This is a genomic window from Rhizobium sp. 18065 (genome assembly GCF_902706095.1).
Lineage (GTDB): Bacteria > Pseudomonadota > Alphaproteobacteria > Rhizobiales > Rhizobiaceae > Allorhizobium.
This window is the reverse complement of the sequence record NZ_CACSJP010000004.1, coordinates 139,340-161,411: the sequence shown is the minus strand read 5'-3', so window position 1 is coordinate 161,411 and position 22,072 is coordinate 139,340. Positions and strand designations below refer to the sequence as shown.

Here is a 22,072-nt window from a genome sequence, read left to right as displayed (position 1 = left end):
CCCCCGCCGGCATGGCTCCTCCCAGGCCGGTCTCGGATGGATGAGTTTTTTGCCGCATTTACCCATCGCGCAATGCTCGGAAGATCCGTCGAACAAACTTATGGCGCGTGCTGCGCCGCATCATGGGTGGTTTCCCGCCCATGCGACCGAAGCAACGGGTGGAAATCCACCCATCCCAAGAAAATTGTCGTCAACCGCGGGAGAGCAAGGCTCAATTTTCCGGGCCGTAAGCCTCGGAATCACGCTCGCCAAGCGCCAGCTTTTTGTCGAGGCCGTATTTCTGCATCTTCTCGTAGAGGGTCTTGCGCGAGATCCCGAGCTGCTCATAGACCGGTCGCAGGCTACCGCCATGCGCAGCGATGGTGCCCGCAATGACCTGTTTCTCATAGGCGCCGACCTTGTCGATCAGCCTCAGGCCGGCGCGCGCATCGGCAGCGGCGGAATCGAGCCCTGTTTCCAGCCCAAGAACCAGGCGGTCGGCTGCGTTGCGCAGTTCGCGCACGTTACCCGGCCAGTCTCTTTCGGCAATCTCGGAAATGATCTCCGGTGCGACCTGCATATCGTCACGGCCATAACGGGCGCAGGCTTCCCGCACCAATTGGAGAAACAGCAGGGGAACATCCGCGCGCCTCTGGACAAGCGACGGCACGCGGATGGTCACCACATTCAGGCGGTAGAAGAGATCGGCACGAAACCGTCCCGCAGCCACCTCCTCGGCCAGGTCGACCTTGCTGGTTGCCAGGAAGCGCACGTCGAGCGGAACAACCTCGTTTGATCCGAGCCGCGTGATCGTCCGCTCCTGCAGCACCCGCAGGAATTTCGCCTGCAGATCGATCGGCATGGAGCCGATTTCGTCGAGCAGGATTGTCCCGCCGCGGCCATGCTCGAACTTGCCGTAGCGCGCCCTGAGCGCACCTGGAAACGCACCGGCCTCATGGCCGAACAGCTCGCTCTCGATCAATGTTTCCGGCAGAGAGGCGCAATTGATAGCCAGAAACGGCCCCTTGGCACGCGCACTGATATCATGCAGGCTCCGCGCCACCACTTCCTTGCCCGCGCCGGTTTCACCGATGATCAGCGTGTCGGCCTCCGTCGCTCCGATCGCCCGTAGCCGATAGCGCAGGTCGACCATGACCGGTGTCCGACCCGGAAGCCGGCTCTCAATGTCGTCGCGCTTGCCGGCCACGGCCCTGAGACGCCGGTTTTCCAGCACCAGCGACCGACGATCCAGCGCATGTCGCACGACACCCGCCAGACCCTGACTGGCAAACGGCTTCTCTATGAAGTCATAAGCGCCCTCGCGCATGGCCTTGACGGCCAGTTGCACATCGCCATGGCCGGTGACGAGGATCACCGGTATTTCATGGTCGAGTTCCCGGATCCGGTGCAGCAGCGTCATGCCATCGATCCCCGGCATGCGGATATCCGTGACCACGACACCATCGAAACCGTAACCGACCCGCTCGAGTATATCCTCTCCCGAGGCAAAGGCCTTCACTTTCAATCCGTGCAGTTCAAGCGCCTGCGCGGTGGAGAACCGCAACTCCTCCTCGTCATCGACCAGAAGCACCAGACCTTCGCTCATTCCGCAGCCTCGCTGACCGGTTCGGCCACGCCAAGCTCGATCCTGAAAAGGGCACCACCGCCGTCACGTGGCCCAACCGTCAGGCTGCCGCCGAAGTCCTTGATGATATTGTAGGAGATCGACAAGCCCAGCCCCAGCCCCCGGCCGACACCCTTCGTGGTGAAGAACGGATCGAAGATGCGCTCGGTGATTGCCGGTGGCACGCCCGGACCCCGATCGCCGATCTCGATCACGACACGGTCCCCTTCGCGCCACCCCTCGAGATGGATTGTCCGATCGCCGAGCCCTTCCACGGCATCGCAGGCATTTGAGAGGAGGTTGACCAGAACCTGCTGCAGGCGCACCGAACCGCCATGGATCGGCGGCAGGCCAGGCGCGATATCGATGACCAGTTCAGCATCGGCCGTGGACAGGCGCGCGGATATGATTTCCAGCGTATCCTGTACCACATCGTCCAGCGCCACCGCCGCAAGCTTCTCGTTCGGCTTGCGGGCGAAGTTGCGCAAATGCCGGCTGATCGAGGCCATGCGGTCGATCAGGCCGGAAATACGCGTCAGGTTCTCGCGCGCCTCGCCCACCCGCTGACGATCGATCAGCATGGCGGCGCTATCCGCATAGGTCTTGGCGGCGGCGAGCGGCTGGTTGAACTCGTGTGAAAGGGCTGCCGACATCTGGCCAAGCCCCGCCAGTTTCCCGGCCTGGATCAGGTCGGCCTGGGTCTGCCGAAGCTGAGAGTTGACCCGCGCCAGATCGGCGGTGCGCTCCTCGACACGCCGCTCCAGCTCCGCCTGTGCCTCGACCTGCATCAGCATCCGCTCCTCCAGCCGCGCACGGCGCTGGATCACCACCGCAAGCAGGAGAAACATCAGGCACAAAGACAGAAGAATGGCGATCTGCATGGTGCGTGCCTGGGCACGGATCGAGCCCGTGTCCAGGAGAACGCTGACGTTCCAGCCGGCATCGATCATGTAGTCCGACTTGACCAGGTATTCGCGGAAAACGCCATTCGTCGGAACCGTCATCAGTTCATGATTGTCGAATTGACTGCGCTTGATCGGCAGTTCCTTGAGCACGGCATCGGAATAGCGCCGCGATGCAGTCGTGCGCTCCAGTCGCTCAGTCGTTAGCGGCAGCACCGACGAATAGAGCCAGCCCGGACTGCCGGTCATGAAGATGATGCCCTCCGGATCGGAGACGAGGATCTTGTACTCGCCGCCACGCCAGGATGCCTCGATACTGTCGATATCGACCTTGAAGACGATAACCCCGCGAACGTCGCCATCGACATTGATGGGTGAGGCGAAATAATAGCCGCGTTTTGCCGATGTCGTGCCAAGCGCGTAAAAGCGCGATTGCCGCCCGGCCGCGGCCTCCTGGAAATAGGGACGATAGCTGAAATTCTCGCCGACGAAGCTCGCCGGGCCATCGTAATTGCTGGCCGCGATGGTTACGCCGTCCATGGTCATGATGTAGATGTCGGAGGACTTGAGCAGCGCGTTGATCGCCTTCAGATAGGCATTGGCATGCGCGCGCAGGCCGGCATCATCGGGCCGGCGCGCCAGTTCCTTCATGTCTGGATCGTCTGCGATCAGCGCCGGCAGTGGCTCATAACGCTTGAGATGACCGCTGAGTGCCGCCGCCGCCAGTCGCAACGCACTTTCGGCCTGCAAGGAGGCCTCGTCCATCACGCTGCGGGTAAGAAGCCTTTGACCCGCAGTCATGACACCGATAGCTGCAATCACCAGCAGGACGACCAGAACGCCAATCGTGCGCCGTGCCATCGCCACGCGCTGCCATGGTCTTGCGGCCTTTCCTGCGGCCTTCGATGTCGTCAAACTCGGTCCTCCTCCGGCATCAAGGATATCGAGCCCCACGCAACTTTCCAAGGGCCGACCGCACATCAACCCGTCGGTCCCGCGTCAGCCGAACGAAAAAAGCCGCCAGTGGTCGCTGGCGGCTTGATCTTGAAGCAGGTGGACGGTCAGGCTGCCCGGGAATGCGAGCTGGTAGCGCGTCGCTGGCTTTCAGGTGCGAGCTTGAACTGATCGACCAACTGCATCAGCGCATCCGCCTCGTCTGCCAGCTGGCGCGTGGCGGCATTGGTTTCTTCCACCATTGCCGCATTGCGCTGGGTCATCTGGTCCATCTCGTTGACCGAGGAATTGACCTCGCCCAGGGCGTTCGACTGGTCGCGGCTCGCCATGGCAATGATCGAGACCCGCTCGGACACGGTGATGATATTGGCAGAAATCTCGGCGAGAACGGCACCGGTCTGCTGGACCAGCTTGGCGCCCGAGGAAACTTCGGTGCTCGACTTGTGGATCAGGTCCTTGATCTGCTGGGCGGCGCCCGCAGAACGCTGGGCGAGCTCGCGGACTTCCTGGGCGACGACCGCAAAGCCCTTGCCGGCTTCGCCAGCGCGGGCCGCTTCGATCCCGGCATTCAGAGCCAGAAGGTTTGTCTGGAAGGCAATTTCGTCGATCACGTCGATGATCTGCACGATCTGGCCGGACGCATCCTCGATCCGACCCATGGCGTCGATCGCACTGGCAACGACCACCGACGAGGTGTCCGCCCGACCCTTGGTGTCGGCAACTATGCTGTTGGCCTCCTCGGCCTGCTCGGCCGACGACTTGACGGTCACGGTAATCTCATCGACCGCAGCCGCGGTTTCCTCAAGCGAAGCAGCCTGCTGTTCCGTGCGCTTGGCCAGCTGGTCGGCGGCACTGCTCATTTCCGCAGCATTGCGCTGGATCATATAGGTGTTGGACCGGATACGCGTTACCGTGTCCTGCAGCCGCTCGAGCGACTGGTTGAAGTCGGTGCGCAACTGTTCCAGACGGCCATGGAACGGCGTATCGATCGTCTTTGAAATGTCGCCCTGCGCCATGCGACCGAGACCGGCGGCAAGAGCGTTGACGGCAAAGTCGATCTGCCTGTCGACATCCTGCTTCTCACGGTCGTTGCGCCGACGGTCTTCCTCGGCTTCGGCCCGCTCCGCCTCGCTGCGGGTTTCGATTTCGATCTTCGAAAGGGCATTCTGCTTGAACACGCCAAGCGCACGCGCCATCTCGCCGATTTCATCGACCCGGGCTTCGCCGTTGATCTTGGTATCGAGCACGCCATCGGCGAGGCGCCGCATGGCTGCGGTGATCTGACCGATCGGCCCCTTGAAGGTCAGGACCAGACCGATGCCGGCGAAGATGGAAATCAGGATGCCGAGGCCGGTGGCACCGATCGAAATCGAATTGGCATCACGGCGCTCTTCACCGGCGCTGACCTTCTGCAACTCGGCAAACGATGTCAGCTGCGTCCAGATCGTGTTGAGATCGGCACCGGCCTGACCGTAGCTCGCCTTGCGATCCTGGCTGATCTTGACCAGGTCGACACTGGCGGTCTGCATGACCTCAATGGCCGGAGACAGATCGGCCTGGAGCTGCGCCATGAACGGCAGCTCGGCTGCGGATTTCTCCAGTGTCGCCAGGTCATCGCGCATGGCTGCGACCCGGCTGTCGAGAAGGATGCGGTTTTCTTCGGTTGGTTCCAGCAGGAAGCGCGCCATCATGATCTGCGTCTGATAGCTGGAGCTGACAAGTACACGGCCATCGCTCAATACAGCCTGGGCCTTTGCCAGCGGCGCATCCAGTTCGCCGAACTTGATCGTTGCTTCTTTCATCTTCTGCTGAGCGGCAAGACCGAGATAGGCATTCAGCTGGGTGAAATTGCGCAGCTTGCCGGTGACGTCGGTGATGACGGCTTCTGACTTGTCGTTTGCGGCCAGGATGACCGTCAACTCGCCCATGATCTTGTCGATTGTCTTGGCGGCCGACTTGTTGGCTTCAGGCAAAGCCGTCACCAGAACGCTGTGGCGCTGCTTCATCTCGTCCAGACGCGAAGCGATGACCGCAAACTTTTCATCCGGCAACTTGGCCTTGGTATAGGCCGAGTTGGTTTCTGTCAGGAATGTGCCGGTGCTGCGGATGCGATCGGCATCGCGAAGCATCGACTTCGCGGCGGTATCATCGGCCTGAACGGCGCTTTCCACCTTGGCCATGGCATCGGTCGCCAATGCCTGCGAGGCGACAACCACGCCCACGCCCTGCTGTAGCGACTGGACGAGGCCGGATTCGGTTTCATGCAAACGCCAGAGTTCGTCGATATGCTTGACCACCTGGTCGACCAGATTTCCGGCCTGCTCAAGTTCCTTGCGGCCATCGGCATTGGCCGGCAATTGCGCAAGCGTGTCTTTGAGAACCTGCTGCTGCTGCTTCAGCCGGCTGGTCACGTCATCGCGTCCGGCGGCGGTCGTCTCGGCGAGGAAACTGCTCATCGCAGCCGACACATCGCGGAAGCCGCTCAGCGACTGCAAGACACTGTTGGAGATTTCGATGCGGCCCTGGAGAAGTCCGGAGGCATAAAGGCCGGTAAACCCGACGGCTGAAATGCTGATGACAAAGGGAAGGATGAAGATCAACACCTTGGTCTGGATGTTAAACCGCGACAATATACGATCAATAAACACGGACTACCCTCTCCTCCGAATGTCGCAATCGCGGCAACAAAAGTGAGCCAGCGAACAGGAGACATTCACGCCTAATCGTTCGAGAGTAGGTGACGGATAGCTAACGCCGCCTTAATGGCCCATAACTAAAGTAGCGGTCGATTGGCCTGATGTCGTTGGTTTCGGCACATTCCAAAACACAATCAATGTCAGCGATCACGTCATGAGATCGCGCCCAAAAGTGTGGGCGGGATGGACAATCCCGCACACCGCCCCGCACATGGCGCAGATCAAGCTCCCCGAGCTGTCATTCGTCAGTCAGGACCATACGAAGAGCATGAATGTAACCGAGGGAGGGCTCAACGCAGCTCTTCAATCGCAACCAGATCGACATCGGTATAATCGACATTGTCGCCGGCCATCGCCCAGATGAAGGAGTAATTCGCCGTTCCGGCGCCGGAATGGATCGACCAACCGGGAGACAGGACCGCCTCCTCGTTCTTCATCGCCACATGGCGTGTTTCATCGGGCTCGCCAAGCAGATGGAAGACGCGCGTCTTTTCCGTCATGTCGAAATAGAGATAGGCTTCCATGCGCCGATCATGGACGTGGCAGGGCATTGTGTTCCAAACGGAACCCTTGGCAAGGCTGGTCATGCCGACCACAAGCTGGCATGTCTTCACGCCTTCCGGATGAACAAACTGGAAGATCGAGCGCTCGTTGCTGGTCTCCTGCGCGCCCAGATCGATGCGCTTGGCGTCTGATATGCCGATATGGCGGGCCGGAAAAGAAGCATGAGCCGGCGCACTGAGCAGATAGAATTTTGCCGGATTTTCGGCGGACATGGATGCAAACGTCACTGACGTTCCCATGCCGGCATAAACCATATCGCGCGGGCCGGTTGCGAAAGCCTCGCCGCTCACAGTCACGACACCAGGGCCGCCGATATTGACGGCAATCAATTCGCGCCGAGCCAGAAGCTCCGGCGTGCCGGCCGGCTTGATCGTTTCAAGGACCAATGGCTCGGCTCCAGGCATGGCACCGCCCACGATCATCCGGTCATAGTTGGTGTAATGCAGTTGAATTCGCCCCATCACGAACAACGGCGGCAGCAGAAAATGCTCGCGCAACTGATCGGTGCCGAAGCTTGCCGCGGTCATAGGATCGATTGCAAACCGGTTGGTGAAATCAGTATGCGTCATAATGCCTCCCGAACATGTATTTAAACTCATCATACAGGTTGCCGAAGCAACCACAAGCCGGAAAGCTGCATATGCAGGGGCGCAACTTGAATCTAGCGAAGAGACAGAGGTGAATTTGACCGAGAAGGCGCCTGCAAAAAAGGGCGTGTGACTGAAAACATATGACAGGTTTGTCAGGACCTCGCGAGAGGATAAACGATCTGTCCGTCCTCCTCACCACGCGGGAAAGCCCCTTCCCGGCTCATGCGTTCGGCGTCGCGATACCCTTGCGGGCTCACACCGATATAGCGTTTGAACATCCGCGAGAAATAATAGGCATCGCCGTAGCCTGAAAGCGCCGCCGCCCGCTTCACGGTGCAGCCGCCGGCGAGAAGCCCCATGGCCCGCTCCATGCGCTTGAACTCCTGGAACTTGTCAGGCGTCCAGCCGACTTTCCGGCGGAATTCGCGCTTGAAATAGTCCAGATTGTACGGCGCGGCGTCCAGCACCTGCTGGACGATATGCTCGCTGAGCGGATCCGCGGCAATCTGGCTTGCCGCCACCATGATCGCCAGAGACAGTTGATCGGGGTTGGCGACATTGCCGACCGACTGCTCGCGCCACCCGACAAATGCCTGCTCGATGAATTCGGTCAGCAGGAACATGAAAACGTGATGCTGCTGCAGCGTCGTTGAATAGGGCGGCGCGGTTTCGCGGTAATGCCGGACCACCTTTTCCAGCATGTCCCAACGCGACAGCGCAACGGCACGCTTCAACTGCATCTGCCCCATCAGATCCAGACGCCCGAACAGATCAAGCGTGAAATGCTGCGCAATGCCCGTGTAGGGCTCGACCGAGGTCGAATATCCGACGAACCGGGTATCGGCGTTCAGCAGCATCGCACAGCCTGGCACCATCGAGACCGTCTCGCCCTCAATATCGTACTGCGCGCTGCCCGTCAGGCACACAACCAGATCGTGGACCCGGTTGGACTTGTCGATCCGCCATGTCTGAGTGTGCTGCATCCGGATTGTCGAGCGCGTCAGGTTGAGCGCCAGCGCATTCATCGGAATGCCGGCCAGAACATGACCTTCAGTTTCCTCCATCATTTTCCCCCTATTCGTCAATTTCCGCGCAGAGACTTCCGCCGGATATTAGCCACAGAAGCGGCCAGTTTGAAAAGGCCGGCGAGGAAATCGGGAGGAGACGGGACACGGCGGCAAGCCCTGCGGAGGAGCAGGAGCGGCAGAAGGCGTATCCCCGCACATTGCGATGCAGAAAAGAGAACATCGAGCCCAGGCCATCCATGCGCGCCGGCCCATCGAAAACTGCCGGTGCGATACCGATTGCGCGCCAGTGCATGGCAACGCAGCGAGGAGCGTACCATGAGCGGAGACAGCCGTTATCTCGGGCTGCTCTATCTGTCGCCCTACATTCTCGGCCTGCTGGTCTTCACCACAGTGCCCTTCGTCATTTCGCTCTATCTGAGCTTTACCGACTATAATCTGATGAGTGCACCGATCTTCACCGGGCTGGACAATTACATCCGCCTGTTTACCGCCGACCGCACGTTCCGCAAGTCGCTCTGGGTGACACTGCTCTATGTCTTCACCACGGTACCGCTGAAGCTTGCCTTCGCGCTCTTCGTCGCCGTGATCCTGAATTCCAAGCTGAAATTCATCAACGTCTTCCGTACCGCCTTCTACGTGCCATCGATCCTCGGCGGCTCGATCGCCATCGCGGTGCTGTGGCGCTACATGTTTGCCGATGTCGGCCTGGTCAACATGGGACTTGGCATGATCGGCCTCGAACCGGTCAACTGGTTCGGCGATCCGGTCAACGCGCTGTTCACCATCACGCTTCTGCGTCTCTGGCAGTTCGGCTCGGCCATGGTGATCTTTCTTGCCGCGCTGCAGAGCATCGACAAGAGCCTCTACGAAGCCGCCTCCATCGATGGCGCCGGCAAGTGGAAGAGCTTCGTCCACATCACCCTGCCGCTGATCACACCGGTCATCTTCTTCAATCTGATCATGCAGATGGTCCAGGCATTCCAGGAATTCAACGGCCCCTACATCATTACCCAGGGCGGGCCGCTGAAAGCCACCTATCTGCTGCCGATCTACATCTATGACGAGGCCTTCAAGCGCTTCGACATGGGTTATGCCTCGGCCATCGCCTGGGTGCTCTTCGTCATCATCATGGCGTTGACGCTCATCGCCTTCTGGTCCTCGCGCCACTGGGTCTATTACGCCGGCGACAAGAGGAGCTGATCATGACTGACCACGCGCTTTTCCCTCTGGCCACCGAACTGGACGAGGTATCCCTGACCCGCCGTCGCGACTTGCGCCGACAGAAGGTTGCCACAGCGATCCGCTATGCGGTGCTGACAATCGTCGGCCTGATCATGATCTACCCGCTGGTCTGGCTGATCGGCGCCTCGTTCAAGACCAATTCGGAAATCTTTGCCAATCCCGGCTTCTGGCCCCAGAACCCGACGATCGATGGCTACATCAAGGGCTGGAAGACATCGACGCCCTATAGCTTCGGCACGTTCTTTCTGAACACGCTGTGGATCGTCCTGCCGAAGATGATCGGCACGGCAATTTCCTGCACGGCAGTCGCCTATGGCTTTGCCCGCTTCGACTTCCCGTTCAAGAAGCTTCTCTTCGCCACCTTGATCGCCACCCTGCTGCTGCCGAATGTCGTCACCCGCATTCCGCAATATCTCCTGTTTCGCGATCTCGGCTGGCTCGACACCTTCCTGCCGCTCTGGGTGCCTTCGGCGCTCGCCGGCGACGCCTTCTTCGTCTTCATGCTGGTCCAGTTCCTGCGCGCCATCCCGCGCGACATGGAAGAGGCCGCCCGCGTCGATGGCGCCAACACATGGCAGGTTCTCGTCTTCATCATCATTCCACTGCTGATGCCGGCGCTGATCTCCGTCTGCCTGTTCCAGTTCATGTGGACGATGAACGACTTCCTCGGACCGCTGATCTACATCTCTTCGGTCGAAAAATTCCCGGTATCGCTGGCGCTCAAACTGTCGATCGACACGACCGAAGCCTTCGAATGGAACCGTGTGCTGGCCATGTCGGTGCTGGCGCTGACGCCGGCACTCGCAGTCTTCTTCCTTGCCCAGAAATACTTCATCGACGGCATCTCCGCCGGCGGCATCAAAGGATAATCCGATGGCCAGGCTGCAATTGAAGAACCTCGAAAAAGACTACGGATCCTTTCGCGCCGTACATGGCATCAATCTCGATGTCGAAGACGGCGAGTTCATGGTGCTGGTCGGTCCGTCCGGTTGTGCCAAGTCGACGACACTGCGCATGATCGCCGGGCTGGAGCAGGTCACCGGCGGCGAGATCCGCATAGGCGGCCAGCTGGTCAATGACCGCTCTCCCGGAGACCGCGGCATTTCCATGGTTTTCCAGAACTATGCGCTTTATCCGCATATGAAGGTGAAGAAGAACCTCTCCTTCAGCATGCGCCTGAAGCGCCGGCCGGCCAGCGAGATCGACGCAGAAACGGACAAGGTCGCAGACACCCTGGAAATTGGAGCCTTGCTTGAGCGCCTGCCGAAACAGCTGTCCGGTGGCCAGGCCCAGCGTGTTGCCGTTGGCCGCGCGCTGATCAAGAAGCCGCAAGTCTTCCTCTTCGACGAGCCCCTATCGAACCTCGACGCCAAGCTGCGCGCCTCTATGCGCGTGCGCATCACCGACCTGCACAAGCAACTGAAGGCCGACGGCATGGCCGCAACGGTCATCTATGTCACCCACGACCAGACCGAAGCCATGACCATGGGCGACCGCATCTGCGTGATGAAGGATGGCCACATCATGCAGGTCGCCGACCCGGTCACACTCTACAACCGTCCCGCCAACGCCTTTGTCGCCGGCTTCATTGGCAGTCCGGAGATGAACCTGATTTCAGCCGATCTCACGGCGCGCGACGAGATCATAACAGCCGGCCAGACGGTGCCGCTCATCGCCGGCCTGAGCAACCGCCTGATCGCCAATGCACCGCAACAGGTGACGATGGGCATCCGCCCGCAACATCTGCGCGTCGCTGCCCCCGAAACTCCCGGCACGCTGAACGGCAGGATCAGCCATGTCGAATTCATGGGACACGAGGTTTATCTCTATGTCGACATCGGCCCGGAGCGCGTCATTGCCGTTGTCCCATCGAGTCAGTTCGACCGCAGCGCCATCCGCGACGATCGTGTCTGGCTGACCCCCGACATTGCCCAGATGCATATCTTCGACCGCCAGAGCGGGGAGAACATCTCTCTGGCCAACTGACATCTTCATCGTTTCAACTTGGGAGGAGCCAAAATGAGAACCTTGATTGCAACCGCTGCACTGCTCGCAGCCACCAGCCTCGGCACTGCCTATGCCAGCGATCTTCGCATGTCCTGGTGGGGCAGCGACGATCGCCACCTGGCGACGCAGGAAGCCCTGAAACTCTGCGGCGGCAAGTTCGGCCACACCATCGCCCCGGAATTCACCGGCTGGACTGGCCACCAGGAAAAGGTCACGACCCAACTCGCCGGCAGGACCGAGGCCGACATTATGCAGATCAACTGGCCGTGGCTGCCGATCTTTTCAAAGAGCGGCGACGGCTTTGCCGATCTCAACCAGTACAAGGACATTATCGATCTCAGCCAGTGGTCGGACAATGACCTGAACAGCGGTTCCGTCGATGGCAAACTCAACGGCTTGCCGGTATCGACGACAGGCCGTGTCTTCATGTTCAACAAGACAACTTATGAAAAGGCCGGCCTTGCCATCCCGACCACATGGGACGAGCTGATCGCCGCGGCCCCGGTGATGAAGGAAAAGCTCGGCAAGGATTATTATCCCTTCGAGGGCGCTGCACTCGACGCCAGGCTCCTCGTCATCCTGCGCACCACGCAAAAGACCGGGAAGGACCTGATCGATCCGACCACGCACAAGGTTGCATGGACACCGGAAGAGCTTGCCGAAGGCCTGGAATTCTACCAGACCATGGTCGACAAGGGCGTCATCGAATCGTGGAAGACCGTTGCTGCTGGCGGCAACGCCCCGCTGCATGAGAACCCGGAATGGGCCAAGGGCAAGATCGCCGGCACCTATCAATGGGACAGCACATACGGCAAGATTTCCGGCCCAATGGAAGACGGCCAGGTGCTCGTTCCAGTCAAGCTGCTGACGGTCGAAGGCGCGACCACAGAAGGCGTCTACCGCAAGCCATCCATGCTGTTTGCCATCTCGAAGAACAGCAAGGATCCGAAGGCGGCGGCGCAGGTGGTCAACTGCATGCTGAATGACCCGGAAGCGATCAAGATTCTCGGCGCCACGCGCGGAATACCGTCGAGCAAGGTCGCACTTGAAGTGCTGGGTAAGGAAGGCAAGATCAAGCCGGTCCAGATCGAGGCCAACAAGATCGTTCTGGACGCAAGCGGCGCCGGGGTCTCCCCACTCAACGAACATCCGCGCGTCACCGACGTTTTTGACAGCACGTTCGAGGCCTATGCCTATGGGCAGGCATCGGCAGCCGATGCTGCGCAGGAAATCATCGACGGCATCAACGACGCCCTGACCGGCATCTGAGAGGAACATCGTGACCAGCCAGCTCATCACTCTACTGACCGTCAGCGCCCGCACGGCAACGCTGTTGATCGCACCGGACAGGTTTCTGTTTGCCCGCGACAGCGTCCTCGACTGGCGGCTCAGCAAGAGTGATGGCCTGGTTGTCGCGACAGGGCGGCTACATTCCGTCGTGCTCAACCTTGGCAATCTCGAGCCTGAAAGCCACTACCGACTTGAAACAGCGGATGGCGCGCTGACCTTCGCCACCGCAACTGAAACAGCCCTGCTCGACATCCGCGATTTCGGAGCGAAGACAGGCAGCGAAGACAATGCACGCTCGATCCAGTCCGCGATCGCCGCGATACCCGCAGGCGGCATACTGCGTCTGCCCGCCGGTCTATGGTCGAGCGGCCCGATCTTCCTCAAAAGCGAGATGACGATTCTGCTCGAGGAAGGCGCAATTCTTGCCGATACCGGTTCCCGCCAGGGCCGTAGGGTTCTGCCAGCCCGTCATGCAGATGGCCGCGTACTCGGCACGTGGGAAGGGGTTGCCGAACCGTGTTTTGCCAGCCTGGTCAACGCCATCGACTGTGACAACCTGACGATCACCGGTCACGGCATAATCGATGGCGGCGGCGACCGCGGCGACTGGTGGACATGGCCGAAGGATACCCGCGACGGCGCGCGCCGTCCGCGCACGATCTTCCTGTCCGGCTGCAGGCACGTCACCTTGTCCGGGATCACGGTGCGCAATTCTCCGTCATGGACGGTGCATCCGGTCCTGTGCCAGCACGTGCTCGCAGCTGGCCTGACGATCCGCAACGATCCACTCTCGCCGAACACCGATGGGCTGAACCCCGAATCCAGCAGCGATATCCGGCTGATCGGCCTGGATATCTCCGTCGGCGACGACTGCATCGCGATCAAGGCTGGCAAACGTGATCCGCGCGGCGGACCGGATCGCCCGACTCAGCGCGTCGAGATCCGCAACTGCCTGATGCAGCGTGGCCATGGCGCCGTGGTCATGGGCAGCGAGATGAGCCGTGGCATTCATGATGTATCGATCAGCCGTTGCCATTTTGTCGGGACCGACCGCGGCCTGCGTATCAAGACACGGCGCGGACGGGGCGGCGCCATTTCGGACATCCACCTCAGCCATTGCCGTATGGACGGTGTCGCAACCCCGATCGCCGTCAATGCATTCTATTTCTGCGATGCCGATGGACATTCTGACTATGTCCAGTCGCGCAAGCCTCTGCCGCTATCGATCGAGACACCGCGCATCGCCAACATCACAATCCGGGACGTGGTGATATCAGGTGCCGAAACTGCAGCCGCCGTCTTCTACGGCTTGCCCGAATGTCAAATCGACGCGGTGTCCGTCGATGGACTGAGTGTTGCCTATGCCGAAGGCGCCAAACCCGGACTTCCGGAAATGGCCTGCCACCTTCCACAAATGCTCCATGCGGGCATCATCGCTGAAAACACCCGATTCAGCCTGCTCGCAAGGCTGTCACCACAATCCATTCACCCGAGCTTGTGAAGATCCATGTTGACCACCTATTTCGACAATTACGCCCGCGACTATGACTATTACAAAGGTGGCGCCTGGTGCTACGAGGACGGCTGCCTGTATCGCGGCCTGATCAGTCTGCACGAGGCGACAGGAGAAGCCCGCTGGCTTGAGCACCTGACCCGTCTCGTCGACGGCCAGATCGGACCGGACGGCGCACTTGCCGGATACCGGATCGATGAATTCAACATCGACAATGTGCTGGCCGGACGCGCGCTGATCTATCTCCACCGCATGACCGGAGAGGGACGCTATCTCGACGCAGTTCGTCCGCTCGGCCTGCAGTTGCAGCATCATCCCCGCACCAAGGCAGGCCCCTACTGGCACAAGCTGCGCTATCCGCATCAGATCTGGCTGGACGGGCTATATATGGCCCTGCCCTTCAAGCTCGAACTCGCCAACTTGCTTGCGGCGACCGACATGGCGTCCGACGCGATCGATCAATTCAAGACAGCGCTTGATCTCACGTTCGACAAGGCATCGGGTCTCTATCGCCACGGCTACGACGAGGCCCGGCTCCAGGCCTGGGCCGATGACAGGACCGGCCTGTCGCCCGCCCATTGGGCTCGCTCGATTGGCTGGCTTGCAATGGCCTTCGTGGATATCATCGAAAACCTGCCGAACGGCCCCGATCGCGACGCGCTCGCCAGCCGCCTTGTAGCCCTGAACGAGCAGCTCACAGCATGCACCACACCCGACCACCGGTGGCTGCAGGTGATCGATCATCCGGAGATCGCCGGCAATTATCCGGAAAGTTCGGCGACAGCGATGTTTGCCTATGCCTTGCAGAAAGCGGAACGGCTGGGGATCGGCGCCAATGCCGACCTTGGTCGCAAGGCGTTGCATTCGCTCGTCGAACATGAACTGCGCGCCGGCGTTGATGACCGCGTTCAGTTGAACGGCATCTGCTGCGTTGCAGGTCTTGGCCCGTTTCAGGGTATCTATCGAGACGGCAGCGTCGCCTACTATCTGACGGAGGAACTGCGTGCCGACGATATCAAGGGTGTTGCGCCGCTGATGATGGCCTATGCCGAAGAGCGCCGGCATCAGGTTGCCACAAAGATCGCACCTGCAATTGCGCCGGCAATGGAGCGTATACGCTCCGACGGATAGCCTTTCGCCGGAGTTCCACACATGCCGGTTGTTGCCGGATGCAGCATCGCCGCAACGCACCTTTTCGCCTCCGGCAAACGCATCCGGCTGAATTTCTTTCGTCCCTTGTGTAAGAACTGAATTCGTCAGACGACGAATATCGGGAAGAGCCGAGTTTGCAAGGCGCCCTGCGAAGGTTAGTCTGGGCTTTGGCGAGGGGATTTGCGATGATGAAAAACAGCGGGCGGGTTGAAGCGCCATCAGCGCTTCCGGCAGCTACCTTTCTGTCTGACGGCACCTATTTGGCCGAATTGCGCGAACGCATGCTGAAATTCGCGGCACTTCAGCTCTCCGATATCTCTCTGGCAGAGGATGCCGTACAGGAAGCGCTGGCCGGAGCCTTGCGCAATGCCAGCGCCTTTGCCGGACGTTCGGCTTTCCGCACCTGGGTATTTGCCATCCTGCGCAACAAGATCGCCGACCAGCTTCGTTTCAAGCGCCGGCAGGCAACGATCATTCCGTTGCCGTCACCCACCAGCGACGATGTGGAGCCGGCTTTCTTCGACATGCGCCGCCACTGGCTGCCGGAACACGCGCCCAGTGACTGGGGGAACCCGGAAGCGGAATTGCTGGGCAAGGATTTCTGGCGGGTCTTCGAGACCTGCCTCGATCATCTGCCGCCGGATCAGGGCCGCGTGTTCATGATGCGGGAATTTGTCGACATGCAGACACCTGAAATCTGCGCCGAGGTCGGCATCAGCATCTCCAACCTGCATGTGCTCATGCATCGCGCACGGCTGCGGTTGAGAAACTGCCTAGAAGGCCATTGGTTCGCCCCGAAGGAGACCTGCTGATGCTGAAATGCGAAGACGCGACCAAGTTCGCTTCCGACAGCCTCGACCGTCGGCTGAATACGCGCGAAACGATCGGCTTGCGGCTGCATCTGCTTGCCTGCGAAAAATGTCGCAACTTCAGCCGCCAGATCCGCATGATCAGCCGCATGAGCCGACGCTTCGCATCAGGCACGGCCGAAGATGACCCGGCATCCGATTGATCAGGCGTCCCCGATCCGCTCGACGGAACCAAGCACATCGGCAGCGGTTCGAAGTGCCGTACCCGTTGCGACTACCATCTGCGGCAGGATCAACCATTCCAGCGTCCAGGCACTGCCGGACCGCTCCTGCTCATGCACCATAGACTGATGCAGCCCTGACAGCTGGACAGCATTGAAGCGCGCCAGGGTCACAAGCACCTCGGCTTTGACCGGATTGCGCTTGTGCGGCATGGCCGAGGATCCGCCGCCGCCGCCGATCAGTGCCGTCCCCGCACTGGCCATCAGCGACAGATCCTGCCCCATCTTGCCGAGACTGCCGCTGATCAGCGACAGCAGTCCGCCAAACTCGGCAATCACGTCTCGTTGGCTGTGCCATTGCGGCCGGTCGGCCAGTGCCAGATCGGCGGCAAGCCGTGCCCGGACTGTGTCCGCCTTGTCGCCCAACTTTTCCAGTGTCCCGGCAGCACCGCCGAACTGAACGGGGAAACCTCCTTCAAGCCAGCGCTTCAGCATCTGGCGATAACGCGCCAGCGGCGCACGCCAGGATGCCAGGCGGTCTCCAACGGAGATCTCGATTGCCGCCTGCATCCGGGTCTGGCCCATCAGGGGAATCGGACCGAACCGTGCTTCAAGCACATCGACCGCACCGATGACCGTTTCCAGCCGTCGATCGAGCAAGCTAGCCACCTGCATCAGACGTAACATCAGACCGGTATCGATCGCGTCCTGGCTGGTCGCGCCAAAATGAATGTGCTTGCCTTGCTCACCCAGCGCTGCGCGCCACTGCCGCACAAGTTCGGGAATGACGACGCCGTCGCGCATGGTGGCCTCGCGAATGGCATCGACATCCGGCACGAAACGCTCCGGCAGCGCAAGGATCGCATCGGCCGCCGCTTGCGGGATCAACCCCACCTCCGCCTCGGCCTTCGCCAAGGCAACCTCGAAGGCAAGCATCGCCGACAGTTCTGCCGCAACGGTAAACTGCGCGGCAATCTCCGCGTCACCGAGAAGACCGGACAAGATTGAATGGTCGAAGACAGAAATGCTCATTAAGCCCTGCTGGATCGAGATCAGATGTCGAAGAACACCGTTTCCCTGTCTCCCTGGAGATGGATGTCGAAACGATATGTGGAACCTTCTTGGCTGGCAATCAGGGTGGGTACGCGAACCCGGTGCTCCACACGCGCCAGAATGGGATCCTCGGCATTGGCCGTCTCCTCGTCGCCGAAATACATTCGCGTATTCAGCCCGAGATTAATGCCGCGCGCAACGATCCAGAACGAGATATGCGGCGCCATCAGGCGACCGTCCTTGAACGGAACTCGGCCCGGCTTGATCGTCTCGAAACGGTATTCGCCGGTCGCGAGATCGCAGGGGCAACGTCCCCAGCCGGTGAAATTCGAATCCGCACTGCCGCGCATCTCGGACGGGCTGTTGTAGAGCCCCGCAGCATCCGCCTGCCAGATCTCGATCAACGCATCCCGGAGCGGCGTACCCGAACCGTCGATCACCCGCCCGGTGACCGTGATGCGTTCACCCTGCGTCCTGTCATTGACCATCGCAGTCCCGAGATCGACCGGATAGACGCCGGTGATCTCGGCGAAATTGGGCGTCAACCCAATATGCACATAAGGACCGGCGGTCTGCGACGCGCTTTCCTTCAGATAACCGAGAGGCTGAACCATCAATTTCCCTCCAGCCGGTTTTCGAAAAATGTCGAACGACGGCCACGCAAGACGATATCAAACTTGTAGGCGCGCGCATCCATCGGAATGGTCGCGGACCAGTCGAGCGCCGCGACCAGCTGTTCGATCGCCGAACGATCCGGGATGGTTTGAACGATCGGACATTTCCAGATCATCGGATCACCCTCGAAATACATCTGGGTGATCAGCCGCTGGGCAAAGCCATGGCCGAAGATCGAGAAATGGATATGGGCCGGGCGCCAGTCATTGACGCCGTTTGGCCAGGGATAGGCGCCCGGCTTGACCGTGCGGAAGATATAATAGCCGTTTTCGTCGGTGATCGCGCGGCCGCAACCGCCAAAATTCGGATCCAGCGCCGCAAGATAGCTTTCTTTCTTGTGGCGATACCGCCCACCGGCATTGGCCTGCCAAAACTCGACCAATGCGCCCGGCACCGGCCGCGCCCGCTCGTCCAGCACCCGACCATGCACGATGATCCGTTCACCAATCGCGCTTTCGCCGGATTTGGCGAAATTGTGGATCAGATCGTTGTCGAGTTCGCCGAGGATCGAATGGCCGAAGACCGGTCCGGTGATTTCCGAGACGGTCCCGTCCAGAGACAGCAGCGCCTTTTGCGGCGAGCGCAGCACGGACGTCTTGTAGCCCGGCGTATAGGCTGGCGGATGCTGGCTCCGGTCGCGTCCGAAGAAGGCGCCCGTTTCCGGCTTCTTGTTCGACAGGTCACTCATGTTTTCCTCCCATCGCTTGCCCGGCATCCATCTCCTCGAACACCTGCTTGGCAAGCTTGAACGCGCGATTGGCCGCCGGCACCCCGGCATAGACCGCCACATGCAACAGCGCCTCGCAGATATCGTCACGGCTTGCGCCGGTGTTGGCGGTCGCCCGCACATGCATCGCCACTTCCTCATCGTGACCAAGCGCGGCCAGAAGTGCAATCGTCACCACCGAGCGTTCACGCTTGCTCCAACCGGGTCGCGACCAGACCGTACCCCAGGCGCCTTCCGTGATCATCTCCTGGAAGGGCTGGTCGAAACCCGTTGCCAGGCCAGATGCACGATCGACATGGGCATCGCCCAGCACGGAACGGCGGGTTGCCATCCCCTGCCGGTATCGTTCGGATGAACCAGACACATCAGCCATGCTGTTTTTCTCCTGAAACATGCGGCGTGAGAAAAGCGGTTATCATTGCGGCCAGCATCTCCGGCTGCTCGATGCAGGGAAGGTGTCCGGCCCCGGAGACAACCTCGTAACGGGCATCGGGAATGAGCCTGGCCATAGCCAGCACAACATCCGGCGGCGTCGCGCCGTCCTGATCGCCGACGACGCAAAGCGTCGGAACCGCGATGCGGGCCGCCTCTTCTGTAAAGTCAGCATCGCGAATGGCAGCACAGGTACCGATGTATCCATCTGCCGGCTGGCGGATCATCATGTTGCGATAGCCGGGATAATCCAGATTGTCGGCTCGGCGGAAATGCGCGGTAAACCAGCGCTCCATCACCAGATCGGCAATGTGCTCGATGCCATTGGTCTGCACGGCAGCAATGCGGGTGTCCCACATCTCGGAGGAACCGATCTTCGGTGCCGTGTCGCAAAGCACCAGAGCCCGCACAAGATCAGGACGACGCGCATAGAGCCCTTGCGCAATCAGTCCACCAACCGAAAGACCGCAGAGCACCGCCTGGCTCACGTTCAGATGCTCCAGAAGCCCGATCAGATCATCGACATGATCGTCGATGCTGTAGGGAGCTGTACCGACATCCGACAGGCCATGGCCACGCATGTCATACGCGACCAGTGGATAGTCGCCTGCCAGCCGCACCAGCACATCTCGCCAGATACGGTAGTCGGTGCCGAGTGAATTGATGAACACAATGACGGGGCGGTTCGCAGGACCACCAATGATCTGGTGATGCAGCGTGATGCCGTTAACACGAACGAATTGCACGAATGTCTCCTCCAACGCTGCCATATTGCTTGCGGCGTTTGGTTAGGTAAAATGATGTTTTCCAATCAATCATTAACTCATGAGTTATGAATCTTCATGATCGACAACCGCATCAAGTTTCGCCACCTGCAAACTTTCGTCGAAGTTGCCCGCCAGAAAAGCGTGATGAAGGCGGCTCAGTTGCTCAACATCAGTCAGCCCGCCGTGACCAAGACGATCCGGGAGCTGGAAGAGGTTCTGGGCGTTGCTGTGTTCGAACGCGACGGCCGCGGCATCCGCATCACCCGCTATGGCGAAGCCTTCCTGAAACATGCCGGCGCGGCGCTGACTGCCCTGCGCCAGGGTTTCGATTCCGTCTCCCATGCCGTGCACGCGGATGCCCCGCCGATCCGCGTCGGCGCGCTGCCGACGGTCTCGACCCGCATCATGCCGCGCGCCATGACCCTCTTTCTGCAGGAGGACATTCCGGCGCGCATCAAGATCGTCACGGGCGAGAATGCAGTTCTGCTCGAACAACTGCGCATCGGCGATCTCGATCTCGTGGTCGGTCGGTTAGCAGCACCGGAACAGATGACCGGATTTTCCTTTGAGCACCTTTATTCCGAGCAGGTGATCTTCTGTGTTCGCGCCGGGCATCCGCTGCTGACCGAAGGCTCGGCGGTCTTTGCAGCGCTCGAGCGCTATCCAGTACTTATGCCCACCCGCGCCTCGATCATCCGGCCATTTGTCGAGCGTTACCTGATTGCCAACGGTATCTCGGCCCTGCCGACCCAGATCGAAACCGTGTCGGATTCGTTCGGGCGCGCCTTTGTCCGCCAGACCGATGCGATCTGGATCATTTCCGCAGGCGTGGTTGCCGCCGATCTCGACGATGGCACCTTGGCGAGCCTGCCGATCGACACCAGCGAGACCAAAGGCCCTGTCGGCCTGACCGTTCGCACCGACGCCATTCCGTCCATGCCGCTCACCGTACTGATGGGTACCATCCGCCAGGCGGCCCGCGAGGCGAAGAGCAATTAAAGCGCTGCCCGCAATCAAGTCAGCAAAGATCTCAAGCGTGCCTGGACCTCGCGCATGGCGTCAAGGCAATGGCCGGCCAGATCGGCCGCAGGCAGCACGGCGGACGGCGCGCCGACATTGATCGCGGCGACAACACGTCCGCGCGCGTCATGAACCGCAACGCCGATCGAGCAAAGGCCGATCTCGAGTTCCTGATCAATCACGGCATAGCCCTGACCTCGCACCCGGCCGATCTCTGTCAGCAATTCCGCAGGATCCGTCTTGGTGAACGGCGTATTGGCCGTGAGCACGCTCGTTGCCAGAATGGCCGCAACGTCGGCATCGCCAAGGGCAGCCAGCAGAACCCGGCCCATCGAGGCGCAATAGGCCGGCAGGCGCGAACCCGGCATGAGATTGATCGACATCACCCGTTTTTGTGACGCGCGGGCAATATAGACGATCTCGCTTCCGTCGAGCACCGATGCCGAGGCGCTGTGCCCGAGCCTTTCCGACAACTGATCGAGATAGGGTTGCAGCAGCGCCGGCAGCGACGTGCCCGACAGATAGGCATTGCCCAGCCGCAGGATGCGCGGCGTCAGCTCGAAATACTTGCCGTCATAGCGGGCATAGCCAAGCTCCGACAGCGTCAGCAGGCAGCGCCGCGCCGTCGCGCGGTCCAGCCCGGCGATCTCTGCAGCCTCTGAAATGCTCAACCTCTGGCGCTCGGCGCTGAACGCCTCGATGATGCTCAGGCCCTTGGCGAGCCCGCCCATCAGGTCCCGCTCCCTGATCTGCATATCATTCTCACTTGTGCGATAATCGTACAAATATCGTATATCGCACAAATTTCTTGCTGTCGATGCGGTCCG

Annotated in this window: 20 protein-coding genes; 9 read left to right on the top strand and 11 right to left on the bottom strand. The window is 60.5% G+C overall.

Annotated features, from left to right (window positions below; genetic code table 11):
• Window positions 1-211 precede the first annotated feature (211 nt).
• The 5 genes from GVK95_RS11965 to GVK95_RS11945 all read right to left on the bottom strand — a co-directional run bounded on the left by GVK95_RS11965 (window position 212) and on the right by GVK95_RS11945 (window position 8,373).
• Entirely contained in the window at window positions 212-1,585 is a 1,374-nt protein-coding gene (locus GVK95_RS11965) for a sigma-54 dependent transcriptional regulator (protein ID WP_159949841.1), read from the bottom strand.
• Complete coding sequence (locus GVK95_RS11960) at window positions 1,582-3,366, bottom strand: ATP-binding protein (protein ID WP_159950285.1); 1,785 nt, start codon at window positions 3,364-3,366, stop codon at window positions 1,582-1,584. Before GVK95_RS11960 ends, GVK95_RS11965 begins: the two co-directional genes overlap by 4 nt.
• Before the next feature lie 200 nt (window positions 3,367-3,566).
• Window positions 3,567-6,107, bottom strand: coding sequence for a HAMP domain-containing methyl-accepting chemotaxis protein (locus GVK95_RS11955; protein ID WP_159949839.1), 2,541 nt, complete (start codon window positions 6,105-6,107; stop codon window positions 3,567-3,569).
• A 338-nt stretch (window positions 6,108-6,445) separates the two neighbouring features.
• The gene (gene kduI / locus GVK95_RS11950) at window positions 6,446-7,288 is read right to left on the bottom strand and encodes a 5-dehydro-4-deoxy-D-glucuronate isomerase (RefSeq protein ID WP_159949837.1); all 843 of its coding nucleotides are present in this window, start codon (window positions 7,286-7,288) and stop codon (window positions 6,446-6,448) included.
• A gap of 173 nt (window positions 7,289-7,461) precedes the next feature.
• On the bottom strand, window positions 7,462-8,373 hold the full coding sequence (locus GVK95_RS11945) for a helix-turn-helix domain-containing protein (RefSeq protein ID WP_159949835.1): 912 nt from the start codon (window positions 8,371-8,373) through the stop codon (window positions 7,462-7,464).
• 279 nt (window positions 8,374-8,652) lie between these two features.
• Here GVK95_RS11945 and GVK95_RS11940 point away from each other — a divergent pair, with 279 nt between their 5' ends.
• From GVK95_RS11940 to GVK95_RS11905, 8 genes are all read left to right on the top strand, one after another.
• Window positions 8,653-9,537, top strand: a complete 885-nt coding sequence (locus tag GVK95_RS11940) for a sugar ABC transporter permease (protein WP_159949833.1) — start codon at window positions 8,653-8,655, stop codon at window positions 9,535-9,537.
• Window positions 9,538-9,539: 2 nt separating this feature from the next.
• Window positions 9,540-10,448 (top strand): carbohydrate ABC transporter permease, encoded by a 909-nt coding sequence (locus GVK95_RS11935; protein ID WP_159949831.1) that lies wholly within the window; start codon window positions 9,540-9,542, stop codon window positions 10,446-10,448.
• Between the two features lie 4 nt (window positions 10,449-10,452).
• Window positions 10,453-11,565 carry an ABC transporter ATP-binding protein gene (locus GVK95_RS11930; RefSeq protein ID WP_159949829.1) on the top strand — a complete coding sequence of 371 codons (1,113 nt, stop codon included), beginning with the start codon at window positions 10,453-10,455 and terminating at the stop codon, window positions 11,563-11,565.
• Window positions 11,566-11,598: 33 nt separating this feature from the next.
• The gene (locus tag GVK95_RS11925; protein ID WP_159949827.1) at window positions 11,599-12,855 is read left to right on the top strand and encodes an ABC transporter substrate-binding protein; all 1,257 of its coding nucleotides are present in this window, start codon (window positions 11,599-11,601) and stop codon (window positions 12,853-12,855) included.
• A gap of 10 nt (window positions 12,856-12,865) precedes the next feature.
• On the top strand, window positions 12,866-14,377 hold the full coding sequence (locus GVK95_RS11920; protein WP_159949825.1) for a glycoside hydrolase family 28 protein: 1,512 nt from the start codon (window positions 12,866-12,868) through the stop codon (window positions 14,375-14,377).
• Window positions 14,378-14,383: 6 nt separating this feature from the next.
• On the top strand, window positions 14,384-15,520 hold the full coding sequence (locus GVK95_RS11915) for a glycoside hydrolase family 88 protein (RefSeq protein ID WP_159949823.1): 1,137 nt from the start codon (window positions 14,384-14,386) through the stop codon (window positions 15,518-15,520).
• Window positions 15,521-15,726: 206 nt separating this feature from the next.
• Window positions 15,727-16,353 (top strand): sigma-70 family RNA polymerase sigma factor, encoded by a 627-nt coding sequence (locus tag GVK95_RS11910; RefSeq protein ID WP_159949821.1) that lies wholly within the window; start codon window positions 15,727-15,729, stop codon window positions 16,351-16,353.
• Window positions 16,353-16,553 (top strand): zf-HC2 domain-containing protein, encoded by a 201-nt coding sequence (locus GVK95_RS11905; protein ID WP_159949819.1) that lies wholly within the window; start codon window positions 16,353-16,355, stop codon window positions 16,551-16,553. The genes GVK95_RS11910 and GVK95_RS11905 overlap by 1 nt, the downstream gene beginning before the upstream one ends.
• On the opposite strand, the gene GVK95_RS11900 is transcribed toward GVK95_RS11905, so the two are convergent.
• Genes GVK95_RS11900 through pcaD form a run of 5 tightly spaced genes read right to left on the bottom strand, consistent with a single transcriptional unit; the run spans window position 16,554 to window position 20,204 of the window.
• Window positions 16,554-17,603 carry a 3-carboxy-cis,cis-muconate cycloisomerase gene (locus GVK95_RS11900; RefSeq protein WP_159949817.1) on the bottom strand — a complete coding sequence of 350 codons (1,050 nt, stop codon included), beginning with the start codon at window positions 17,601-17,603 and terminating at the stop codon, window positions 16,554-16,556.
• A 20-nt stretch (window positions 17,604-17,623) separates the two neighbouring features.
• Window positions 17,624-18,238: a protocatechuate 3,4-dioxygenase subunit alpha gene (pcaG, locus tag GVK95_RS11895; RefSeq protein ID WP_159949815.1), complete on the bottom strand. Its 615-nt coding sequence runs from the start codon at window positions 18,236-18,238 to the stop codon at window positions 17,624-17,626.
• Complete coding sequence (gene pcaH, locus GVK95_RS11890; RefSeq protein ID WP_159949813.1) at window positions 18,238-18,987, bottom strand: protocatechuate 3,4-dioxygenase subunit beta; 750 nt, start codon at window positions 18,985-18,987, stop codon at window positions 18,238-18,240. Before pcaH ends, pcaG begins: the two co-directional genes overlap by 1 nt.
• Window positions 18,980-19,399 carry a 4-carboxymuconolactone decarboxylase gene (gene pcaC / locus GVK95_RS11885; RefSeq protein ID WP_159949811.1) on the bottom strand — a complete coding sequence of 140 codons (420 nt, stop codon included), beginning with the start codon at window positions 19,397-19,399 and terminating at the stop codon, window positions 18,980-18,982. The genes pcaH and pcaC overlap by 8 nt, the downstream gene beginning before the upstream one ends.
• Complete coding sequence (gene pcaD, locus GVK95_RS11880) at window positions 19,392-20,204, bottom strand: 3-oxoadipate enol-lactonase (RefSeq protein ID WP_159949809.1); 813 nt, start codon at window positions 20,202-20,204, stop codon at window positions 19,392-19,394. Before pcaD ends, pcaC begins: the two co-directional genes overlap by 8 nt.
• Window positions 20,205-20,300: 96 nt before the next feature.
• Between pcaD and pcaQ the strand changes: the two genes are divergently transcribed.
• Window positions 20,301-21,224 (top strand): pca operon transcription factor PcaQ, encoded by a 924-nt coding sequence (gene pcaQ / locus GVK95_RS11875; protein ID WP_159949807.1) that lies wholly within the window; start codon window positions 20,301-20,303, stop codon window positions 21,222-21,224.
• 14 nt (window positions 21,225-21,238) lie between these two features.
• On the opposite strand, the gene GVK95_RS11870 is transcribed toward pcaQ, so the two are convergent.
• Window positions 21,239-21,994, bottom strand: coding sequence for an IclR family transcriptional regulator C-terminal domain-containing protein (locus tag GVK95_RS11870; protein WP_159950283.1), 756 nt, complete (start codon window positions 21,992-21,994; stop codon window positions 21,239-21,241).
• Between the last annotated feature and the right edge of the window lie 78 nt (window positions 21,995-22,072).

What these genes read in the sequence shown, in the direction of transcription:
- GVK95_RS11965 (WP_159949841.1), bottom strand. Translation starts at nt 1,585, where the DNA reads ATGAGCGAAGGTCTGGTGCTTCTGGTCGATGACGAGGAGGAGTTGCGG.
- GVK95_RS11960 (WP_159950285.1), bottom strand. Translation starts at nt 3,366, where the DNA reads ATGGCACGGCGCACGATTGGCGTTCTGGTCGTCCTGCTGGTGATTGCA.
- kduI (WP_159949837.1), bottom strand. Translation starts at nt 7,288, where the DNA reads ATGACGCATACTGATTTCACCAACCGGTTTGCAATCGATCCTATGACC.
- GVK95_RS11945 (WP_159949835.1), bottom strand. Translation starts at nt 8,373, where the DNA reads ATGGAGGAAACTGAAGGTCATGTTCTGGCCGGCATTCCGATGAATGCG.
- GVK95_RS11940 (WP_159949833.1), top strand. Translation starts at nt 8,653, where the DNA reads ATGAGCGGAGACAGCCGTTATCTCGGGCTGCTCTATCTGTCGCCCTAC.
- GVK95_RS11935 (WP_159949831.1), top strand. Translation starts at nt 9,540, where the DNA reads ATGACTGACCACGCGCTTTTCCCTCTGGCCACCGAACTGGACGAGGTA.
- GVK95_RS11930 (WP_159949829.1), top strand. Translation starts at nt 10,453, where the DNA reads ATGGCCAGGCTGCAATTGAAGAACCTCGAAAAAGACTACGGATCCTTT.
- GVK95_RS11925 (WP_159949827.1), top strand. Translation starts at nt 11,599, where the DNA reads ATGAGAACCTTGATTGCAACCGCTGCACTGCTCGCAGCCACCAGCCTC.
- GVK95_RS11915 (WP_159949823.1), top strand. Translation starts at nt 14,384, where the DNA reads ATGTTGACCACCTATTTCGACAATTACGCCCGCGACTATGACTATTAC.
- GVK95_RS11910 (WP_159949821.1), top strand. Translation starts at nt 15,727, where the DNA reads ATGATGAAAAACAGCGGGCGGGTTGAAGCGCCATCAGCGCTTCCGGCA.
- GVK95_RS11905 (WP_159949819.1), top strand. Translation starts at nt 16,353, where the DNA reads ATGCTGAAATGCGAAGACGCGACCAAGTTCGCTTCCGACAGCCTCGAC.
- GVK95_RS11900 (WP_159949817.1), bottom strand. Translation starts at nt 17,603, where the DNA reads ATGAGCATTTCTGTCTTCGACCATTCAATCTTGTCCGGTCTTCTCGGT.
- pcaG (WP_159949815.1), bottom strand. Translation starts at nt 18,238, where the DNA reads ATGGTTCAGCCTCTCGGTTATCTGAAGGAAAGCGCGTCGCAGACCGCC.
- pcaH (WP_159949813.1), bottom strand. Translation starts at nt 18,987, where the DNA reads ATGAGTGACCTGTCGAACAAGAAGCCGGAAACGGGCGCCTTCTTCGGA.
- pcaC (WP_159949811.1), bottom strand. Translation starts at nt 19,399, where the DNA reads ATGGCTGATGTGTCTGGTTCATCCGAACGATACCGGCAGGGGATGGCA.
- pcaQ (WP_159949807.1), top strand. Translation starts at nt 20,301, where the DNA reads ATGATCGACAACCGCATCAAGTTTCGCCACCTGCAAACTTTCGTCGAA.